The organism is Candidatus Binatota bacterium (genome assembly GCA_012960245.1).
GTDB lineage: Bacteria > Desulfobacterota > Binatia > UBA1149 > UBA1149 > UBA1149.
Map to the genome: position 1 here is coordinate 34,514 of DUBO01000025.1, position 18,232 is coordinate 52,745.

Annotated in this window: 15 protein-coding genes and 1 pseudogene (1 of these 16 only partly in view); 7 read left to right on the plus strand and 9 right to left on the minus strand. The window is 64.1% G+C overall.

Features of this window, described 5'->3' with window-relative positions; translation table 11 throughout:
• Positions 1–1,081: pseudogene (locus EYQ35_04140) on the minus strand (phosphoenolpyruvate carboxykinase (GTP)) (it extends 698 nt beyond the left edge of the window).
• Positions 1,082–1,219: 138 nt separating this feature from the next.
• Entirely contained in the window at positions 1,220–1,861 is a 642-nt protein-coding gene (locus EYQ35_04145; GenBank protein HIF63333.1) for a class I SAM-dependent methyltransferase, read from the minus strand.
• A 95-nt stretch (positions 1,862–1,956) separates the two neighbouring features.
• Here EYQ35_04145 and EYQ35_04150 point away from each other — a divergent pair, with 95 nt between their 5' ends.
• Together EYQ35_04150 and EYQ35_04155 are read left to right on the plus strand one after the other, a co-directional pair.
• Positions 1,957–3,393: a hypothetical protein gene (locus EYQ35_04150; GenBank protein HIF63334.1), complete on the plus strand. Its 1,437-nt coding sequence runs from the start codon at positions 1,957–1,959 to the stop codon at positions 3,391–3,393.
• Positions 3,390–4,808: a hypothetical protein gene (locus EYQ35_04155; GenBank protein HIF63335.1), complete on the plus strand. Its 1,419-nt coding sequence runs from the start codon at positions 3,390–3,392 to the stop codon at positions 4,806–4,808. Before EYQ35_04150 ends, EYQ35_04155 begins: the two co-directional genes overlap by 4 nt.
• 16 nt (positions 4,809–4,824) lie before the next feature.
• Here the strand turns inward: EYQ35_04155 and EYQ35_04160 are convergent, their stop codons facing one another.
• Complete coding sequence (locus EYQ35_04160) at positions 4,825–6,237, minus strand: hypothetical protein (GenBank protein ID HIF63336.1); 1,413 nt, start codon at positions 6,235–6,237, stop codon at positions 4,825–4,827.
• A gap of 16 nt (positions 6,238–6,253) precedes the next feature.
• On the opposite strand from EYQ35_04160, the gene EYQ35_04165 reads away from it, so the two are divergent.
• Positions 6,254–7,723 carry a hypothetical protein gene (locus EYQ35_04165; protein ID HIF63337.1) on the plus strand — a complete coding sequence of 490 codons (1,470 nt, stop codon included), beginning with the start codon at positions 6,254–6,256 and terminating at the stop codon, positions 7,721–7,723.
• Here the strand turns inward: EYQ35_04165 and EYQ35_04170 are convergent.
• On the minus strand, positions 7,711–9,192 hold the full coding sequence (locus EYQ35_04170; GenBank protein ID HIF63338.1) for a hypothetical protein: 1,482 nt from the start codon (positions 9,190–9,192) through the stop codon (positions 7,711–7,713). The genes EYQ35_04165 and EYQ35_04170 overlap by 13 nt on opposite strands.
• Before the next feature lie 197 nt (positions 9,193–9,389).
• Here EYQ35_04170 and EYQ35_04175 point away from each other — a divergent pair, with 197 nt between their 5' ends.
• Together EYQ35_04175 and grxD are read left to right on the plus strand one after the other, a co-directional pair.
• Positions 9,390–9,656: a BolA family transcriptional regulator gene (locus EYQ35_04175; GenBank protein ID HIF63339.1), complete on the plus strand. Its 267-nt coding sequence runs from the start codon at positions 9,390–9,392 to the stop codon at positions 9,654–9,656.
• A 4-nt stretch (positions 9,657–9,660) separates the two neighbouring features.
• Positions 9,661–9,978: a Grx4 family monothiol glutaredoxin gene (grxD, locus tag EYQ35_04180; protein ID HIF63340.1), complete on the plus strand. Its 318-nt coding sequence runs from the start codon at positions 9,661–9,663 to the stop codon at positions 9,976–9,978.
• A 6-nt stretch (positions 9,979–9,984) separates the two neighbouring features.
• Here the strand turns inward: grxD and EYQ35_04185 are convergent, their stop codons facing one another.
• The 3 genes from EYQ35_04185 to EYQ35_04195 are packed head-to-tail and all read right to left on the minus strand — an operon-like array spanning position 9,985 to position 12,190.
• On the minus strand, positions 9,985–11,235 hold the full coding sequence (locus EYQ35_04185; protein ID HIF63341.1) for a VWA domain-containing protein: 1,251 nt from the start codon (positions 11,233–11,235) through the stop codon (positions 9,985–9,987).
• Positions 11,235–11,753, minus strand: coding sequence for a hypothetical protein (locus tag EYQ35_04190; GenBank protein HIF63342.1), 519 nt, complete (start codon positions 11,751–11,753; stop codon positions 11,235–11,237). Before EYQ35_04190 ends, EYQ35_04185 begins: the two co-directional genes overlap by 1 nt.
• Complete coding sequence (locus EYQ35_04195) at positions 11,750–12,190, minus strand: pilus assembly protein (GenBank protein ID HIF63343.1); 441 nt, start codon at positions 12,188–12,190, stop codon at positions 11,750–11,752. Before EYQ35_04195 ends, EYQ35_04190 begins: the two co-directional genes overlap by 4 nt.
• 234 nt (positions 12,191–12,424) lie before the next feature.
• On the opposite strand from EYQ35_04195, the gene EYQ35_04200 reads away from it, so the two are divergent.
• Positions 12,425–14,032: a DUF4301 family protein gene (locus EYQ35_04200; protein HIF63344.1), complete on the plus strand. Its 1,608-nt coding sequence runs from the start codon at positions 12,425–12,427 to the stop codon at positions 14,030–14,032.
• On the opposite strand, the gene EYQ35_04205 is transcribed toward EYQ35_04200, so the two are convergent.
• The gene (locus EYQ35_04205; protein HIF63345.1) at positions 14,033–14,521 is read right to left on the minus strand and encodes a hypothetical protein; all 489 of its coding nucleotides are present in this window, start codon (positions 14,519–14,521) and stop codon (positions 14,033–14,035) included. It lies immediately after the preceding gene.
• 253 nt (positions 14,522–14,774) lie between these two features.
• Positions 14,775–17,606, minus strand: a complete 2,832-nt coding sequence (locus tag EYQ35_04210; GenBank protein ID HIF63346.1) for a hypothetical protein — start codon at positions 17,604–17,606, stop codon at positions 14,775–14,777.
• Between the two features lie 247 nt (positions 17,607–17,853).
• Here EYQ35_04210 and EYQ35_04215 point away from each other — a divergent pair, with 247 nt between their 5' ends.
• On the plus strand, positions 17,854–18,165 hold the full coding sequence (locus EYQ35_04215; GenBank protein HIF63347.1) for a type II toxin-antitoxin system RelE/ParE family toxin: 312 nt from the start codon (positions 17,854–17,856) through the stop codon (positions 18,163–18,165).
• Positions 18,166–18,232: the final 67 nt, after the last annotated feature.

Consider the following 18,232-nt stretch of genomic DNA (forward strand, 5'->3'; position numbering starts at 1 on the left):
GGGCCGCTTTCTCTTCACTGGCCGGTGTCCAGTCGTTGCCGCGCCAGTCGGTGGCGTGGGCCGGCGGGTCACCGTCCATGCCTTCCCACCAGGGCTGGCCGTCATCGGTCAGCGCCACGTTTGTGAATATGGTGTTGGCCGAGGCGCTGATCATCGCGTTGGGGTTGGTCTTGCTGCTCGTGCCCGGCGCGACACCGAAGAATCCGTACTCCGGGTTTATGGCGTAGAGGCGGCCGTCTTCACCGAATTTCATCCAGGCGATATCGTCGCCCACGGTCCAGATTTTCCAGCCGTCCTGGCACTCGGGCGGCACCAGCATGGCGAGGTTGGTCTTGCCACAGGCGCTGGGGAAAGCCGCCGCCATGTATGTGATGTCGCCCTCGGGGCTTTCGAGCCCGAGGATGAGCATGTGCTCGGCCAGCCAGCCCTCGTCGCGCGCCATGGTCGACGCGATTCGCAAGGCGAAGCATTTCTTGCCCAGCAGTGCGTTGCCGCCGTATCCCGACCCCACGCTCCAGATCTCGCGACGCTCGGGAAAGTGCATGATGAAACGGCGATCGGGTGAAAGGTCGCCCAGCGAGTGCAGGCCCTTGACGAACTGGCCGTCGTCACCGAGCTGGTCGATCGCGATCTGTCCCATGCGCGTCATCGTGCGCATGTTGATGACGACGTAGGGCGAGTCGGTTATTTCGACGCCTACCTGGGATATGGGCGAACCGGCAGGTCCCATGATGTAGGGCACCACGTACATGGTGCGGCCCTTCATCGCGCCTTCGTATAGCGGGCGGACCTTTTTCTCGGCGTCTGCCGGCGACATCCAGTTGTTGGTCGGGCCGGCGTTTTTCTCGTCTTCGCTGCAGATGAAGGTGAGGTGCTCCACCCGGGCGACGTCCTGGGGGTCGCTGCGGTACAGGTAACAGCCCGGGTAGGTCTCCTCGTTGAGGACGGTAAAATCACCGCTGGCCACCAGCTGGTCGATCAGGCCCTGGTACTCCTCTTGTGAGCCGTCGCACCAGACCACGCGGTCGGGGCAGGTGAGCTCTGATATTTCGTTGACCCAGTCGTTAAGAACCTTGTTCATCCTGGTTATGAATACTCCCGTGGCGCTGCCTGCCCAGACCCTCGACTGCTCTTACGGGTGGGCGGTTGGACAGCGTATATCACGCCACACTAGACCGGAAAATAAACGGTTTCCACTTTTGTCGCGTAGCCGGATGGATCAGCCCTTGCCGGCTTTCCAAAGCTCTACGTCGCCCGAAAGGGCCACGAATCGCTGTACCAGGCGGGGCTGGCTGAAGCCGGCCGACTCAAGTTCGTAGCCGGGGCCGCGGTCATCCGGGGGGTCCGGGCCTATGCCGGCGGCCTGGGCCAGCACGCGCGCGGGTGCTGCGGCCAGTGCCAGCCATGCGGGCCAGGCGGCCGACCAGTCGGCGACCAGCACGTGGCCCCCGGTGGCGAGCACTCTCCTGGTCTCGGCCAGCACCTGGTGGCGGGTGGCCAGTCCCAGTTCGTCGAGCACCATGGTGAGTGCGATGACATCGAAAGAGTTGTTTTCAAAGGGTAGCGATTGGCCGCAGCCTTCGAGCAGGCGCACGCGCTCTCCGCTGCCTCCCAGGCGCCGACGGGCTACGTTGAGAGCGTCGGGGGTGGGTTCCACACCGTAGAGCAGCGCCCCTGGTTCGTCGTAGGCCGCGCGCTCGAGCAGCGAACCCGTGCCGCAACCGACATCGAGCATGCGGGTGCCGGATTTTAACTCGCAGGCAGCCACCAGGTCTTCAATAAACGAACTTTCCGGCCACAACAGTGACCGCCAGCTGCGGTTGAAGCTGTCGTACATCGACCAGGTTTCGGCAACGATCATCTATACATTATAGCCCACGCGACGGCGGGCGCAGGCTATTTGTTGCAGGTCCATCCTTGTAAGCATTGTCGCCCGGTGGCAAGCATGGTGCTGCGGTGGGTACGGGGGCCTCAAGGATGATCAGGGCGCTGGCCCTGATGCTGCTGCTCGGGGCAGGGCTGGCCGCATTCTGTCACGACCTGCACCCTGTTGCGTTGGCTACCGGCCCCGACATCCTCCTGGTCACGATCGATACGCTCAGGGCCGACCACTGCTCGGCTTATGGCTACGCCATTGAGACTACGCCTTTTCTTTCCGACCTGGCCCACGAGGGGGTGCTCTACGAGCAGGCGTGGGCGCCCTCGGCTACGACGGCCCCTTCGCACGCGGCACTGTTTGCGTCGAGGTGGCCGCGCTCGATGGGCGTGATGAAGAACGGCCAGCCGGTGCCAGGCGGCGAGCTCATGTTGGCCGAACTGATGTCAAAGGGTGGATACGCCACGGCCGCTTTCGTGAGCTCGCTGCCCGTGAGCTCTCAGTTCGGTTTCGGCCAGGGCTTTGACTACTTCGACGATGATTTCAACGCCGAGGGATCCTCGCGCGATAAACGCAAGGCGCAGGGCCATGGCAGGAAGTACACGCACCGGCTCGACCGTCGCGCCGACGCCACGGCCCGGCATTTTGAGAACTGGTTGCGGCAGCGCGATGACCCGCGGCCACTGTTTGCCTGGCTGCACTTCGTTGACCCCCACTATCCCTACGGCAGCGATCGCCTGTTGGATCTCGAATGGCCAGATTCGGTTGGGGTGTCGATACGCGCTTACGACAGCGAAATTTTGAGGGCCGACCGTGGTCTCGAAACCGTCGTTAACGCTTTTCGCCGACACTCGGCGGCGCTCTCCCCGGGCGGAGAAACTTCGGACAGGGGTTCGGTGGTGCTGGTTACCTCCGACCACGGCGAGGGGCTGGGCGATCATGGCTGGAGCTTTCACGGCATCAACGTGTATGAAGAGGCCGTCAGGGTACCCCTGGTGCTATGGGGCAGCCCGGGAATCGACATCGGCGACACCGTGACTGGCGACACCGTCACTGGCGATACAGTGCCGGGGCAGGTTCGCAGCCAGCCGGTTACCCTGCTCGACGTGGCGCCCACCCTGACCGGCCTCGCGGGGCTTGACCGTGCGCCGTCTTTTCTCGGCCGCGAGCTTACCGGGCCGCTGCCCGAGGACCACGCCGTGTTCCTGCAGCGACGCAACTACCGGTCGCGGAGGGTAAGGGGACGCGAAGTACGGGGGACGCTTACTGCCGTCGTCGCCCAGGGCCACAAGTACCTGGTCACTGTATCGGGGGAGCAGTCGAGTACCGCGGAGCTCTACCACCTGGCCGATGACCCCGGCGAACTCGACGACCTGTCGGCATCCAGGCCCGGGCTGTCGTTGGGACTGGCCCGCCTCTTGTCGGGATGGGAGTCGGAGTACCCGGCCGTGAAGACGGTCCGCGTTTCTGACCGCGAAGTCATAAAGGCGCTGCGGTCGCTGGGCTACGTGGAGTGAAGCGGGGGTTGCAAAGAATAGCTGCCGCCTTGTCGGTGGCCTTGTTGCTTTCGCTGTCAGCCTGCAGCGAGCCGTCATCTACCGAGCCATTCCCCACCGGTCCGTATCCCGAAGCACCGCTGCTGGTGCTCGGCGTCGACGGTCTCGAGTGGAACGTGGTGCTCGAACTGGTCAAGCGCGGTGACCTTCCCGTAATCGCCGGCCTCATGCGCCGCGGCGTGTACGGTAGTCTTGGCGTCGATCGTCCCACCTTGTCGCCGGTGCTGTGGACAACGGCGGCCACCGGTCACCTCGCGGCTGAGCACGGGATTTCCGGCTTCGTGTACAGGCACAAAAAAAAGACCAAGTTGTTTCGCAGCTTCGATCGTCGTCGCCCGGCTTTCTGGAACCTCCTGGGCATGGCCGGCCAGCGAGTGGCCACGGTGGGTTGGTGGCTCACCTGGCCCGCCGAAGAAGTGAACGGCGTCATGGTTTCCCAGGCCAACACGATCACCAACTCCATGCGCCGCGACGGCATGGGTATAAGCAAGGGGGCGTTGTTTACCGGCCTGCAGCGGCAGGTATGGCCGCCGGCCATGGAGGCCCGCGTGTTGGCCGTACCCGCGCGGGTTGAGAGCGAACTCGACGAGCACATGGAGCGGGTGTTGGGACGCCTGCCCGGTGATCTACCCGAGGTAGAGGCGGTACTCATGCGCCACTGTCGCTGGGCCTTGCGAGCCGACGAAACTTATCGTCGCGTGGCGCTCGACCTGCTCGCTGCTGACGAAGGGTTTGATCTGCTGTCGGTGTACTTCGGTGGATCCGACGTGCTGGGGCACCGCTTCTGGCGCTACGCCTATCCGCAGCAGTACAAGCACCCGCCCACCGCCGATATGATAGACGCACTGGGCGATGTTCTGCACGACTACTACCGCTGGCTGGACACGACCCTGGGCGAGTTGATCGCGGCCGGGCCCGGCAACGCCAACGTGGTCGTGGTGAGCGATCATGGCATGCACGCCATTCGACCGCGCGCGCGTTTTGCTTCTGCCGACCGCATTCCGGCCCTCAACTCGGGTGGCCACTCGGACGCGCCCGATGCCTTGCTCATCGCCGCCGGTCCCTCGCTGCCGCTGGGCGACGGTGGCCTGCCGGAGAATCGCGAGGAGATCGTCGAGCTTGGCCGCCTGGTGGATCTCGCCCCTTCGCTGCTCGCGCTGCGGGGGCTTCCCTACGGGCTCAACATGACGGGCAGACCGATGCCGGCACTGCTGTCGGCGTCCTTTGCCGAGAAATTTCCGCTGACCTCTCGCCGTCGCTGGACCAGTGACGATTGGCGTCCGAGCTGGACCACGCCCCTGTCCGAGGAGAGTCTGCAGGACGATGATTCGGAGCAACGGCTGGAGCAACTGCGCTCGCTCGGCTACATAAAATAATCCCTGTCTGTGGGGGTCAGTCGAGGTAACCCAGGGCCTTGAGGGCGGCGCGTTCAGATGGGCTGATGTCCGCCTCGCCGCCATCCTTCCGGCTGCGGGCCGGTGGGTTGGCTTGCTTCCACGCCTCCAGCGCCGCGCTCATCCGGGCCAGGCGAACGGGTTGTTGGTCGGCCCGGTTGCTGCGTTCGCCCGGGTCAAGGTCGAGTCGGTACAGTTCGGGCGGCCGCTGCTCGGCGAGGATGAGTTTCCACGGTGTTTCGAACCAGGCTTCTTCGCTGCCGGCCAGGCGCTTCAGGGGCGGCGAACGAAAGGGACGTCGCTGGGCATAGAACGGCGCCACGGGCGGCTGGGCTTCTACGGACAGCCAGGCCGACAGGTCGCGGCCCTGGGCCGTAAAAGGGCGGGTGGGGTTGAGCAGGCCGGCGACGGTGGGCGCGAGGTCCACCAGCGACATGGGCGTGGTTATTACCCGCGGTGCGAGCTTTCCCTGCCACTGCATTATGAGCGGCACGTGCAGGGTTTCTTCGTACAGCAGCGTGCCGTGGCCAAACCCGATACCGGTTTCCTGTTGCCGTTCGGCCAGAGATTCGCCGTGGTCAGAGGCGACGACGATCAGCGGAGCCTCGCCGCGTGGTGACGATTGCCGGGCGAGTTTCACGATCGCGCCGAGCGCGCTGTCCACGTGGCTGACCTCGCCGTCGTATAGCCCACGTGCAGTCTCGACCTGTCTGCCGGGGAGCACAGCCGAACGAAGAAAACGCGGCGGGTCGCTGAAGCGTCGCGGTAGCTGATCGTGGCGGGCCATCGTGCCGCGACGCAGAGTCGACGGGGGCTCGTAGGGTTTGTGGGGTTCCCAAAGGTGTACCCACAGGAACCAGGGCCCGTCACCGTTGTTGGCAAGCCACTTGCGCGTGAGCTCGACTATTTCCCCGGAGTTGCGCCAGTGTTGCTCGCGCTGTGGCGAGTCGCTGCTGTCAAAGCCCGACAGGTTGCGGCGTGGCGGATCCAGCCCCAGGCGTGCCGTTATCGCGGCGGTGGTTTTGCCTTGCGCGCGCATCCAGTCGGCGAGCGTGGGCAGGTCGTCGACCGCGCGGGACGCGTTTACCAGCAGGCCGTGGCTGCGCGGGTACAGCCCGGTAAGAATGGAGGCGTGCGAGGGGTCGGTGGTGGGCACGGTAGCGTGTGCCGACTCAAAACGTACGCCGCCGGTCGCCAGCCGGTCGAGGGCCGGCGAGCCGTGGCCATTATTGCCGGGGCCGTAGCCCCAGCTCCCCAGGCGATCGGCCCTCAGCGTGTCGATGGTAACCAGCAACACGTTGGCGTTGGCCCGGTCAGTGGCGGGTTCGGGCTGGGAGCAGGCGCCGGCAATCAAGGTCGCGGCGACGAGCGCTGCGGCGATCCTGCCCGACATCATCATCGTGACCTGCATAGAAGGTACAGGTTAGATGTATGGCCCGTCCTTAGCTACAGTCGCCTCCGTGAGAGTCGTGACCGCAGCGTTGTTTAAGCGCAGGCTGAGCCCGCGCGTCGTCGTCCTGTTGTTGGCCCTGGGCGTGGCCTGCGCGGCCGGCTGCGTGGGCGATCCGGGGCCAACTCCACGTCGGGCCTACGACGATAAACCCAACGTGCTGCTGGTGAGTATTGACAGCCTTCGCGCCGACCACCTGGGCTTCATGGGCTACGAGCGCGCCACAAGCCCGGTAATGGACCGCCTGGCCAAGAGCGCGGTCGTCTTCGACAACGCCCACAGCAGCAGTTCGTGGACGCTTCCTGCTCACGCCGCGCTCATGACGGGCTTGCCCGACAGCGCCCACGGCGTGAGTCGTGGAGGGCGAGCAATACCGGCCGCCGCCGAGACCCTGGCCGAGGCTTTTAGTGTTGCGGGCTATCGCACCATGGGCTTCTACTCCGGGCCCTTCCTTCATCCGGTGTACGGCTTTGGCCGCGGGTTTGACGAGTACGTAGACTGCAGCTCCTATGGCCTGGGCTCGGCAGACGCTGACCCCAAGCGCCTGCACTCGGCGTCGCACCGCGACGTGACCGGCCCCATCGTTAAGCGCGAGCTCGAGGCGAGGGCGGCGTCACTGGGTCGCGGGCCGTGGTTTGTTTTTGTCCACCTGTGGGACGTTCACTACGATTACATACCGCCGGCACCTTACGACACGATGTTTGATCCCGATTACACGGGCTCGATGACCGGCGTCAAGTTCAAGGGAAACCGTGATTTTAAACCGGGAATGGACGAGGCCGACCGTCGCCACGTGCTGGCGCTGTACGACGGCGAGATAGCCTCGACCGACGACACGCTGGGCAGCATCGTTCGGGCCTTGCTCGCTGAGCAGGGGGATCTCGATAACAGCATCGTGGTCGTGACCTCGGATCACGGCGACGAGTTTCTCGAGCACGGTGGCAAGGGGCACCGGCGTACGCTTTACGAAGAGGTGTTGAAGATTCCGCTGCTGCTGCGCTGGCCGGCGGGGCTCAATCCACGTCGCGTCAGCGAGGCCGTGGGCCTTGTTGACCTCGCGCCGACCCTGCTCGACCTGGCCGGGCTTCCGCCGATGGCGAGCGTGGTGGGGTCGTCGTTGGCGGGGCTCGCCCGTGGCGGTGTCGAGGCAGACCGCGCCGTCCTGGCGGAGCTCAACGTGCCGCCCTATCTGCTGAGTGCGGTCGTGCAGGGTCAGTCCAAGTTGATTACCCGCCGCCGTGGTCGCCGGCCCGAGTACTTTGACCTGCGCACGGATCCGGGCGAGCAGCGGCCCCTGCCTGCAGACAGCGGGGGCGTTTTGTCTGGCCGCCTGCGCGGGCTGCTCGACGAGGCCGAGCAGCGGGCGCTCGAACCGCTGCTGCTTTCGCCGTCTGATGTTTCGCCGGCGATGGAAGAACAGCTGCGGCAGCTGGGCTACATAGACTGATCGATCAGCATGTAGACCTTGACCTTGTGCGATGCGAACTGGGTGTCGGCTACTCGGCGGTAGTAATTTTTCAGCCAGCGGTTGCCGCCGGGCATGGGGCCGCGGGAGTGCAGCACTACGTTGGGAAGCCGACCGTCGCGCAGCGGCTTCCACGGCAGATCGCCGCGGTCGTGCATCCACGCGGTCATGCCGCGTATGCCCAGGCCCAGCGGCACGTGGTTGTCCATGTGCGAGAAAGCCAGCAGGTGGGTGCAGCCCACCGCGTAGATTGACTGTCCCGACTCCTGCATGGCGTGCACGCGTTCGGACAGCCGGTACTGCGAGGCGAGCTTGTGCCCCCGGGGTACGTTTTTACCGGGCTGCGCCAGGGGCAGCAGGACGGCCACAGCCACCGCCAGCAGCAGGGCCGCGGCGGGGTAACGACTGTTTCGTGCCAGCGCTGAGACGGGCAGGCCCAGCAACAGGCCTATGCCCACGGCCATGAAGGGCTCGACCAGGAAGCGGTCGGGGAAGCCCTGGTAGTCGTACAGCGTAAAGAGCAACGCGGCGTGGCCGCCTGCCACCAGCGCTATCCATCCCGGCCGGGCCGACAGCCAGCCGCCCACGCGAGATGGCCTGGCCAGGCACCAAAGCCAGGCCCCGGCCGCCGCGGCCACCGACAGGGCTGGCAAAACGCTCGCGCTGTTGAATCCCTCCTGCACGCGCAGGAACCAGGCCACGTGGCGGCCGAATAATTTGAATCCCGGGCCGTGGACCATGTACACCGAGGGGTAGATGATTGTCTGCTCCCACTGCTGGGCCAGCGCGTCGTGGGCCAGGAAGTAGAGCTCGTAGGGCAGAAGCGCCAGCGCGAAGCCGGCGCAGTACAGCGCAAAGCTGCGCAGGCGCCCAGGTGCCATGAGCAGGTCGACCAGCGCAAACACGGCAACCAGCGCCGTTGATTGCCAGCACAGGAAGGCCAGTGCCGAGGCCGCGCCGCAGGCCAGCGGACGCCGCCGCGATGAAGCAAGCACGGCCCCGAGCGTGAACAGCGCCATGAAAACTTTAGGGCGCACGCCCATGGCGCCCATGCCTATGAAGCCGCTGAAGCCCAGCATCGACAGGGCGGCCACCAGTCCGGCTGCGTTGCCGCCCAGGCTGCGCGCGCACAGGAAGACCAGTGTCACCACCCCGGCGGTCGCGGCCACGCTCAGCGCGCGGGCCGAGTGAAGGTCGTTGACGCCCAGTGTTCGACCGCTGCGTATGGCGGCCGCCGTGGCCAGCATGGTGAAGGAGGTCTTCGGATCGAACTGCGACACGTGCGGGGCCACGCCCGAGGCGGCCCGTTCGGCTATGAAGAAGTAGTGCTGGTTGTCGCTGATCAGCGGTCCATCGAAGGGCGCCACGGATAGCACTCGCAGCAATGCGAAGGCCAGTACCGCGAGGGCGGCCATCGAGAACAGCCCAGCTGGTTTTTCGATTGCTGTCACGTCGGGTGTTGGGTGCCCGGTTAGCTCGGATGGGCACCACGGATTGTAGCTGATTCGGGCCTTTTTCGTGCGCAGGGGCCAACGCGGGCCTGGAGTTAGCTTGCATGCTGATCGTTCAAGCGGCGCTTGCTTAACGGGGGAGATTGGTAGAGCTTGAAGGTCTACGATGCGTAGCGAGCGCAGCAGGACGAACAGATATGGAAGCCAGTGAAATAGAAAAAATCCTGGGCGAGGCTATCGCCGGTGCCCAGGTGCAGGCAGAAGACACCAAGGGCAACAGTGGCGATCACTTCAGGGTGATCGTCGTGGCCGAGGTCTTCGAAGGCTTGGGCATGGTTGCGCGACACCGCGTGGTCTACGAGGCCCTGGGCGACAACATGCGGGAGCGTATACACGCCCTGACCATGGAGACGCTGACGCCCGAACAGTACCGCTCACAGATCGTAAGCCTCGAGGAGGGCTGAAGACATGGCCACCGATATATTCAAGACCATCGAAGAACAGGTAAAAGCCGAACGCGTTGTCGTTTATATGAAGGGCACGCCCGATCTTCCCCAGTGCGGGTTTTCTAAAACTGTCTGCGAGGCCCTGCGCCTGTCCGGTGCCGAGTTCACCAGCTACAATGTACTCGACGACCCCGAGCTCAGGCAGGCCATAAAGCAGTATTCCGACTGGCCTACCATCCCTCAGCTCTATGTAGACGGCGAGCTGGTAGGGGGCTGCGACATAGTGGTGTCGCTGTACGAGAGCGGCGAGCTCGAGAAGACCCTGGCCGCCTCGGGCTGAGACCGGTCAGCCGGTTATTCGTCGCAGGATACGGTCGGCTATAAGCGAAAACATTTCTTCCAACTCGCTGTTGTCCGGCGAGAACACCATCGTTCCCTCGGGCTGGTTGGGGTTGACCATGCCGTTCTCATTTGCCAGCCGACGCAGAAACTCGAGGTCGGGTTGGGCGTATTCGTAGGGCGACGTGGGGTTGCCCAGGGCGATGGTGTAGACCGTGTAGCCCGACGCGCGCAGGAGGTCAGCTTGGTCCTCGGCCTGGGAGATGCCCAGCGCACGGATGTTGTCGCCGTTTACTGACAAGCCACCTGGCAATGAGAAGGGCCACGGCGACCAGTAGTACGACAGGTTAGGGTACAAGACCGGGTTGCCGCTGCTGTAAAATCCTACGACCTTTTTGCCGTTGTCGGGATCGAAGAGTCCCCGGTACCAGGAGCTGCTTCCGTAGGCAGCCACCACCCCGTCGTAGGGTTCGGGTGCGTAGTAGTGGTTGATGGTAAAGGTGTCACGAAACGCGGTCGGCCGCCCGTCGGTAAACAGCACCACTATTTTTACGGCGTCTTCGCGCACGGGGGCGTTGTCGAGTTCGACGCGTGCCAGCCTGAGCCCCTCGTCTATGTTGGTGTCCGAGATCGGGTCCAGGGATCCAATTATGGACTGGGCTGTCGACTTGAAGTTCTTGGTGATGGGCATGTTGGTCATGCCCCAGGTGGAGTAGGTCACCAGCGCGAACTGGTCGATGTCGTCGTCAAAGTATTCGACGAAGGCCTGTGCCGCGTCCTGCAGGTCGTCGAACGAATTGCTGGTTTCGAGCGAGTACGAGACGTCGAGCACGAGCACGAGGTCGAGCGGAAAGCGCGTTGCCTCGCCGACCGCGTAAAGATCAATGTCGTCCTGGCCGATCAGCCGCGAGAACACTCCTGGCAGTTCGTGGTTACTCGATAGTTCTACGCGTACCGCGTCGGTGCTCGGAAAATCTATGTCGACCTCGTAGTCGAGGTTACCGCCGGCGGTGAAGTTTGCGCGCGCGATGTCGAGCGCGATCTCTTCCATCGCGGCCACGCCCTTGTGGGTGTAGCGCGATGCCGCGAGCGCGCCGGCGTCGATGGCCTTGGCCATGCGCGAGCGGGTTATGTAGGCCGTGCCGAGGTCGACGGCCAGGCCGACGGCCGCGAGCGTGGCCACGAGCGAGAGCACGAAGAGCACCAGCACCACGCCGCTTTCGCCGTTACGCCGAGTTTCCTGGTAGCGCGTCGTCATCAGAACCACGCCACGTCGTAAAGATCGTCGGGCCAGGGCGACATGCCCCAGGCTGAAAGATTGAATACCGGGTCGTAGTCGTGAGCGATTTCCACCGCGGTGAGTATGACCCCGTCGTCGAGTTCGGTTATTCCCGGTATGTTGGCCGTCGCCCCCAGCACGCCGACCTTGCTCGCGAACGAGGAGAGTGGTCCGTTGGCGACCTGTTCAAAGATGACTGGCGTGCCGTCAAAGGCGCCCTGTCGTCGCACGCGCGAGATGATGACTATGCCGTCAACCGAAATGTCGAGCGGGTCGTCGCTCAGCTCGGTGGCGGCCACGGCCTGCTCGGGTGTAGATCCGCGCGACACAAGTGAACCTGCTTCGCGGGTGAGATTGGCCATCACCTGGCTGAAGAAAATGAGCCTGCCCAGGTCGATCGAGCCCAGCAGGATGATCGCGAGCAAGGGGGTTATCAGCATGAGCTCCACGTAGGCCATGCCGCTTTGCCCGCGCGGTTTTCTGTCGACAAGTGTCACGACCCGGCTCCCGGAAATTCTTCGTTGCGAAAGCTGGCCGAGGTGCTGAACTCGTAGCCGTCAGGCGGGAAAAGTGTCCCCAGCAGGGGAGTGATGATGTCAACGCTGTGGGTCACGCGCACAGTCATGACGTCGCCGGGGCCGCCGGGGCCGGCTACCTGCTGGCCACTGCCGTTGATGGCGGTGAGCGATATGTCGCCCTGGTCGATATCGACCAGCGAGTAGTTGTCGATAACCGCGAGTACTGAATCCTGGCGGGAGAGTTGCTGGCCCGGGTTGAGGGGATCTTCCATCGTTCCGCCAATGGTCGCGTAGCGAGCGGCCTCGCTGACGGCGTGTTGCAGCATGGAGCGGACATAGTAGATGTGGCAGAAGTCGAAAATAGAGAACAGGAACATGGCAAACGCCACGCTCGCGAGCGCCGCTTCGGTTACCATGGTGCCTCTCTCGCCGTTTCGTCGTTGTCTCAAAACCGGGTTCCCCGGTCCTCAGTCAGCAATTTGCGTGCCCGGTCGGTACTTCCAGCGAGGCGCGGTGAACTGCGCAGAAACTGTCCCCGCCGCGTCCGTACAGGTGCAGGATCGGCAGCTAAGCGTCAATAAAATGACGCCACGTATGCGTTGCTTGTCCCCCGTGGATAACTCGGCAGGGTTCTTGCGCTATAGTGTACTCTGCCCGCTCGGCGGGCCGATCCCGTGACGGTACTGGACCCCGAAGATATACAGGCCTGCCTTGATCACGGCCTGCCTGCCGGCGAGGCCGAGCGTCAGCTGGCATTGCTGGAGTCGGGCGTGGCGCCGGTGAGGCTGGCCCGGCCCTGCACGGCAGGGGATGGCTTGACCGTGCTGACAACAAGCGAGGCTGACCGCCTGGTGGAGGCCTGGCCGGAGCTCGGGCGCAGTTGTCGACTGGTTAAGTTCGTACCCGCTTCGGGTGCAGCCAGTCGCATGTTCAGTGCCCTGTCGGGCGTGCTGGGCGAGGGCGACCCCCCTGGGCTCGATGAGCTCAAGCACGCGGGCCAAGAGGGTTCTGCCGACGCGGCACTGGTGGCCGAGTTTGCCGAGCGCGTGAGCGAATTCGCTTTTTACGAAGAGCTGGCACTGCGGGTAGGAGCGTCCGCTGAACCTTCCGATACCGGTCATGCCTACCTGGGCTACGGCAGGGGCCTGCTGTCTGCCGAAGGACTTGACTACGCCCGGCTCCCCAAGGGTTTGCTGGCGTTTCATCTCTACGCTGACGGTTCGCGCACGCCGCTCGAAGAGCAGCTGTTCGAGGCCGCGGGCTACGCGGCATCCAGTGATGGCTGTTGTCGTTTGCACCTCACCGTGTCGGGCGAGCACCTGGGGGCCTTCGAAGAACTGGTCGCTCGTGTCGCTCCGCTGTACGAGCAGCGCTTCGGCCTGCGCTTCGAGCTTTCGTTCTCCGAGCAGAAGGCTTCTACCGACTCCTTGTCGGTTGACGACGACGGTGGCTTGTTCTGCGTGGAAGGGGTGCCGCTGTTTCGTGCCGGAGGGCACGGCGCGTTGATTGCCAACCTCGCCGACATCGATGCCGACCTGGTCTTCATCAAGAACATTGACAACGTGGTGCCCGAGTCGCTGGCCGCACCGACCGTGTACTGGAAGAAGGTGCTTGGCGCCGTTCTGTTGGAGCTGAGGCGTGACGTATACGCTTCGCTGGCCGAACTGCGCGCCGAGGATTGCGGTGAATCCGCGCTGGACCGAGCCGACCTTCTGATCAGCGACCGCCTGGGCGGTGAGCCGCCGCGTGGATCGGCCGAACAGCGACGCCGTGGCCTGCTGCAGAGGCTGGATCGACCGATACGGGTGTGCGGCATGGTGCCGGTGACTGGCGAGCCCGGGGGAGGGCCGTTCTGGGTAGAGACCGCCACCGACGAATCCGGTTCCGGGTCGTCACAGTCGGTGCAGGTGGTAGAGCCGGCGCAGGTGGACCTGTCTGATCCAGAACAGGCGCGTGTAATGGCCGCCTCTACGCACTTCAACCCCGTGGATCTTGTTTGTTCGACCAGGGATGAGAGCGGCAGGGATTACGAGCTTGCGGGTTTCGTCGATCCGGCCACGGCGTTTCTCGTTGCCAAGTCGGTGGCCGGTCGCAGCCTGAGGGCGCTCGAGCGTCCCGGCTTGTGGAACGGTGCGATGGCCGGTTGGAATACGGTTTTTGTCGAGGTCCCCCTGGAGACCTTCAACCCGGTAAAGACCGTGAACGACCTGCTGCGCCCGACCCACGTGGGACGGATGCAGCAGGTCGACAACAACTGATCAGCCCTTCCAGGTGTAGCGTGTGCCGCGCTTCTGTCCCTTGCGGCTCACTTTCTTAGCCTTGCGCAAACGGTCGAGCGACTGTCTGAGCTGGGCCGACGTTCCACCCAGGGCTGAGCGGATCTGCTCGGCGCCGGCCTCGCCGGCCGAAGAAAGGAAGTCTGAAACAGCTGCGTCGATCTTCTTGCGCCCCGCGTCGGTGCGGGTGCTGAAGCTCTTGCGGCTTTTCGTTCCTGCATTCTTCGCAGGGGCGCTGCCGGCCGCGGCCTTCTTGCCGCTTCCCGGCGGGCGGCCGCGACGGGGTTTGGAGGCACCGCTCATTGCTTCGAGCAGCTCACCGATGGTGAGGTCACGGAAGCGGTCGAGGTAGGGTGAATCGGCGACCTGGTCGAGCAGGTTACCCACGGGTGTTCCGTGGGCGACAACACCGAGGGCTTCTTTAAGCGCGTTGCGCGAAGCCTCTTCGATGGCACTGGCTACGGTCGCCATAAAACCCTTACGTGGTTTTGCAGCCGCGCGACGACGCGTGGCTTTTTTTCGTGTTTTCCGTTTTGCAGTCTTCTTTTTGCTTGTTGCCATAATGGCGACAATTATCACTGTACTTATTGTGCTGCAATAAAGCCGACAATAAAAAATAAACTGATAGTGTCGTTTAAGGGAGTATTATTAACTCCCTTTATTCAGTCTATTAACGGGAGGTACTAAACAGTGCCCGAGCGGACACCGGTGAAGAGCCCGAAAGTCAGTCTTTCAGCTTGCGACTGAACTGTTCTACGAAGGCGTCGAGTTCGGACAGGGGCAGCAGGTGATCGCGCGTACCCGGGGGCAGCGCGGCTCGCAGGCGGTTGAAATAGCGGCGGTCCGACCTCGGGTCTACCACTACCACTATGCCCTTGTCATCGGGCGTTCGGATTAAACGGCCCACCATCTGCTTGAGCCTCAGCAGCATGCGCGGTATCGAGTAATCGCCGAAGGGGTGGCCGCCGGCTTCCTGTACCAGTTGGCCGCGTCTTTTTATGAGCGGGTCGCTGGGTACGTCGAAAGGTAGTTTTTCTATTATGACGGCCTGGCAGGCGTCACCCGGTATATCTACACCCTGCCAGAAGGCACGGGCGCCGAGCAGTACCGCGTTATCGGTAGACATGAAAGTGCGCACGAGGTCATGCGGGTCGGCGCTGCCGGTGGCGGGCGCGATAACGGTTATGCCCTGCGACGCGAGGCGGGCGTCGAGCGCCTCGGCTACGTACTCGAGTCTTTCGCGGCTGGTGAACAGCGCCAGTGTGCGTCCACCCAGGTGGCCGGCCACCGTGGCGATGGCGTCGGCGGTACGCGGTACGAGGCTGGAGGGATCGGTACGGTCTGAGAGGAAAACGACCTCGAGATTTTTTTCGTAGTCGAAGGGGCTGCCGACTGGTTTTTCCAGGCGGTAGCGGCTGCCCGCTCTCTCTGACAGCTCGAGCGCTCCAACCGATCCGCGCAGGTCTTCACCAACGCACACCGTGGCCGAGGTCCCGAAAAGGGTTTCGATACGGTCGAGTACCTCGCACTGGAAGTCGGCGGCGGGCGACACCGGGGTGGCGACCACGCGCCATGATCTGCGTGATTTACGGGTCAGCCCTCTGAAGCGTACCACGAGGTGCGAAGGGGGACGCGGCAGTATGGTGTTGAGCACTCCGGCGGCGTCGAGCAGCGCCGACGCTGCGCCAGCCTCGGGACTGTCGTCGGGCTTGCCCATGTCGTCGAGCATGCTGCCTATGCTGTCGAGCAGCTCGGCCAGTTCGAGCACGCCGTCAACCAGCGGCTGCCACTCGCTCGAGCTTACCCCGTCAGCCGGTATTGCCAGCTCGTCTACCCAGCCGCGGCGGCCGTCCGAGGCCCCGGACAGCAAGCGTGACTGGTCTGATATCAACTCCACGAGGTCCAACGCCCTCCGGGCAGCGTCGCCCGCGCGGGCATCACCCAGGGGTTTGCGTCCGCCGCTTCCCGCGACCGTTTCGAGTCGGTGGCTGATTTCAACGGCCTCGGCCGACTGCGCGTAGGCGGCGTCGGCGCGCTCGGCGAGATCGTGGATTTCGTCTACCACCAGGTGCGTGAGCGTGGGGTAGTCGGGGGGCCAGCGCAGCAACAGGTCGTGGTTGGTGACGGCGATCTCGGCGCCTTCGAGCCTGGCGCGGGCCTCGCGAAGCACGCAGTCGCCATGGCAGCTTTCGCAAGCCTGGCGGCTGCACTCGCTCGCGTCTGAGCTTGTTATTTCGCGACGGTGGCGGTCGAGGCCGGGGTTCATCTGGTACAGGGCCTGGGGGATACGGTCGACTTCGCCGTGGCCGGCACTGCGCGCGAAGGCGGCCACCAGGGGCACGGCCATCGATGCTTCGAGGCCGGGTTGTTCGAGCTGGCGGTCGAGGAAGTCGTCCAGCCGGGCGCGGCACAGGTAGTTGGCCCTGCCCTTTATGGAAGTGAAGCGCAGGTCGGGGTAACCCATGAGGGCTGCTGCTGCGGGGATGTCCTTTTCGAGCAGTTGCCGTTGCAGCAGCTTGCTGGAGGTGGTCACCAGCACCTGCTCGCCGGTGCTGCGTGCAAACGGTATCGCGACCGCCAGGTAGGCCAGCGTCTTACCGATACCGGTACCGGCTTCGCACAGGCGCACGCTTCGTCCCTCTTCGCCCTTGAAACAGGCATAGACATGGCGCATGAGGTCTACCTGTTCCTGGCGCGGCGCGTAGCCGGCGATGACCGAGGCTCCGGCGTCCTGGTCGAGAAGACGATCGGCGATGGCCTCCACGTCAAAGGGAACGGCTTTGAGCCGGGGCGAGTCACCACTGCGCAGCTCGAGTGGGGGCTCACGTTTCAGGTCGGACACTGGCAAGCGCTTGAGCCTGGGCAACCAGTTGCAGGTGGGCCCGTAATCTTCGAGCGCTTTCCTGGCGTTGGCCCCGGCGGGATCGCCCGCGGCCGATTCTTCGAAAATCCTCAGTACCAGGCGAGCTGTGTCCAGAGTGTCGTCCAGGGCGCGATGGCGTTCGCTGCGCCCGAGTTTCATGCGGCACAGCGTGTCGAGTTTCATATTGGGCAGGTCGGGGTACGCCAGCGCAAACAAGTCCAAGGTTTCGAGAAACTCGTGGTCACCGAAGCGCGGGTTTACCTGTTTTCTAAGCCAGCTGCCCTCGAACGAGGTGTTGTGCGCCACCACGGCCGCGTCGCCAATGAACTCGTCGAGCGCGGCGAACACGTCTGCCGGCGCGGGGGCTGCAGCAAGATCGGCGTCGCTTATGCCGGTCAGGCGGCGGATGAAGGCGCTGAGCGGCTTGGAGCTCTTGATGAAGGTGGAAAAGACGGCGAGGCCTCTTCCGCCGGGATCAACGAGCAGGGCGCCGGCCTCTATGAGGTCATCGTCGTCGGTGTCGAGTCCGGTAGCCTCGAAATCCAGGAAACACAGCGGCCCCGCGTCGGCGAGCCTCTCGAGCAGGTCGGGATCCAGTCCGAGGTCCTCGGCGCTGACCGATGTTGACCAGTTATCGTCAAGCGTAAATCCCATTTCGTCCTGAAACGGGGCCCGTGCCTCTTCGCCAACCATCGCCCGTGAGTATCTCAGCCCGGGGGCAGGCGCCAGCCTACGGCGTACAAAAACCGGCGATGCTGTTCAGCCAGGTGCGTCGCGCTGCGTCGAAACAGCGCCCCCCGGGGTGCCCCGGCGCTGTCAACGCAAGGGGCACGCCATGGCACGGCCGTTGCTGTTGAGAGTGGGCACGAGCGGGGACGGGATAAGTCCCACGGGACAGCCGCGGCAAACAGGTCCCGGCTGTCCAGGCGGAGAATTGATCATGGCTAATGAAGAAACGCATAGAGAACAGGGTAGCGAGAGCGGGCAGACCACCGGCATCGCCATGGCGATGACCTACAGCGCTTACCGCGAGATGGAGATGGTGCCGGCCTCCATAGCCGACACCCTGAGCACGGCGATACTTTCGTTGGCCGATGACCCCAGGCCCGACGGAGTCGTAAGGCTCGATGACAACCGGGGCTGCTATTACCTCCCGGTCAATGGCTGGTACGTGCTGTATCACCTGAGCCTTGACCAGGATTCGCTGACCGTACTCGGGGTGCTCGACGGCCCCTATCACACTGTCCACTGACGCCCGACGGCGGCAGGCGTACCGGTAGCGGTGCCGGTGATTGGACCGGCCGGCACCGCCTTACCGT

Bases quoted from the DNA above. Each gene is read 5' to 3' on its own strand.
- EYQ35_04145 (HIF63333.1), bottom strand. From the start codon at position 1,861: ATGATCGTTGCCGAAACCTGGTCGATGTACGACAGCTTCAACCGCAGC.
- EYQ35_04160 (HIF63336.1), bottom strand. From the start codon at position 6,237: ATGCAGGTCACGATGATGATGTCGGGCAGGATCGCCGCAGCGCTCGTC.
- EYQ35_04165 (HIF63337.1), top strand. From the start codon at position 6,254: ATGTATGGCCCGTCCTTAGCTACAGTCGCCTCCGTGAGAGTCGTGACC.
- EYQ35_04175 (HIF63339.1), top strand. From the start codon at position 9,390: ATGGAAGCCAGTGAAATAGAAAAAATCCTGGGCGAGGCTATCGCCGGT.
- grxD (HIF63340.1), top strand. From the start codon at position 9,661: ATGGCCACCGATATATTCAAGACCATCGAAGAACAGGTAAAAGCCGAA.
- EYQ35_04185 (HIF63341.1), bottom strand. From the start codon at position 11,235: ATGACGACGCGCTACCAGGAAACTCGGCGTAACGGCGAAAGCGGCGTG.
- EYQ35_04195 (HIF63343.1), bottom strand. From the start codon at position 12,190: ATGGTAACCGAAGCGGCGCTCGCGAGCGTGGCGTTTGCCATGTTCCTG.
- EYQ35_04205 (HIF63345.1), bottom strand. From the start codon at position 14,521: ATGGCGACCGTAGCCAGTGCCATCGAAGAGGCTTCGCGCAACGCGCTT.
- EYQ35_04210 (HIF63346.1), bottom strand. From the start codon at position 17,606: ATGGTTGGCGAAGAGGCACGGGCCCCGTTTCAGGACGAAATGGGATTT.
- EYQ35_04215 (HIF63347.1), top strand. From the start codon at position 17,854: ATGGCTAATGAAGAAACGCATAGAGAACAGGGTAGCGAGAGCGGGCAG.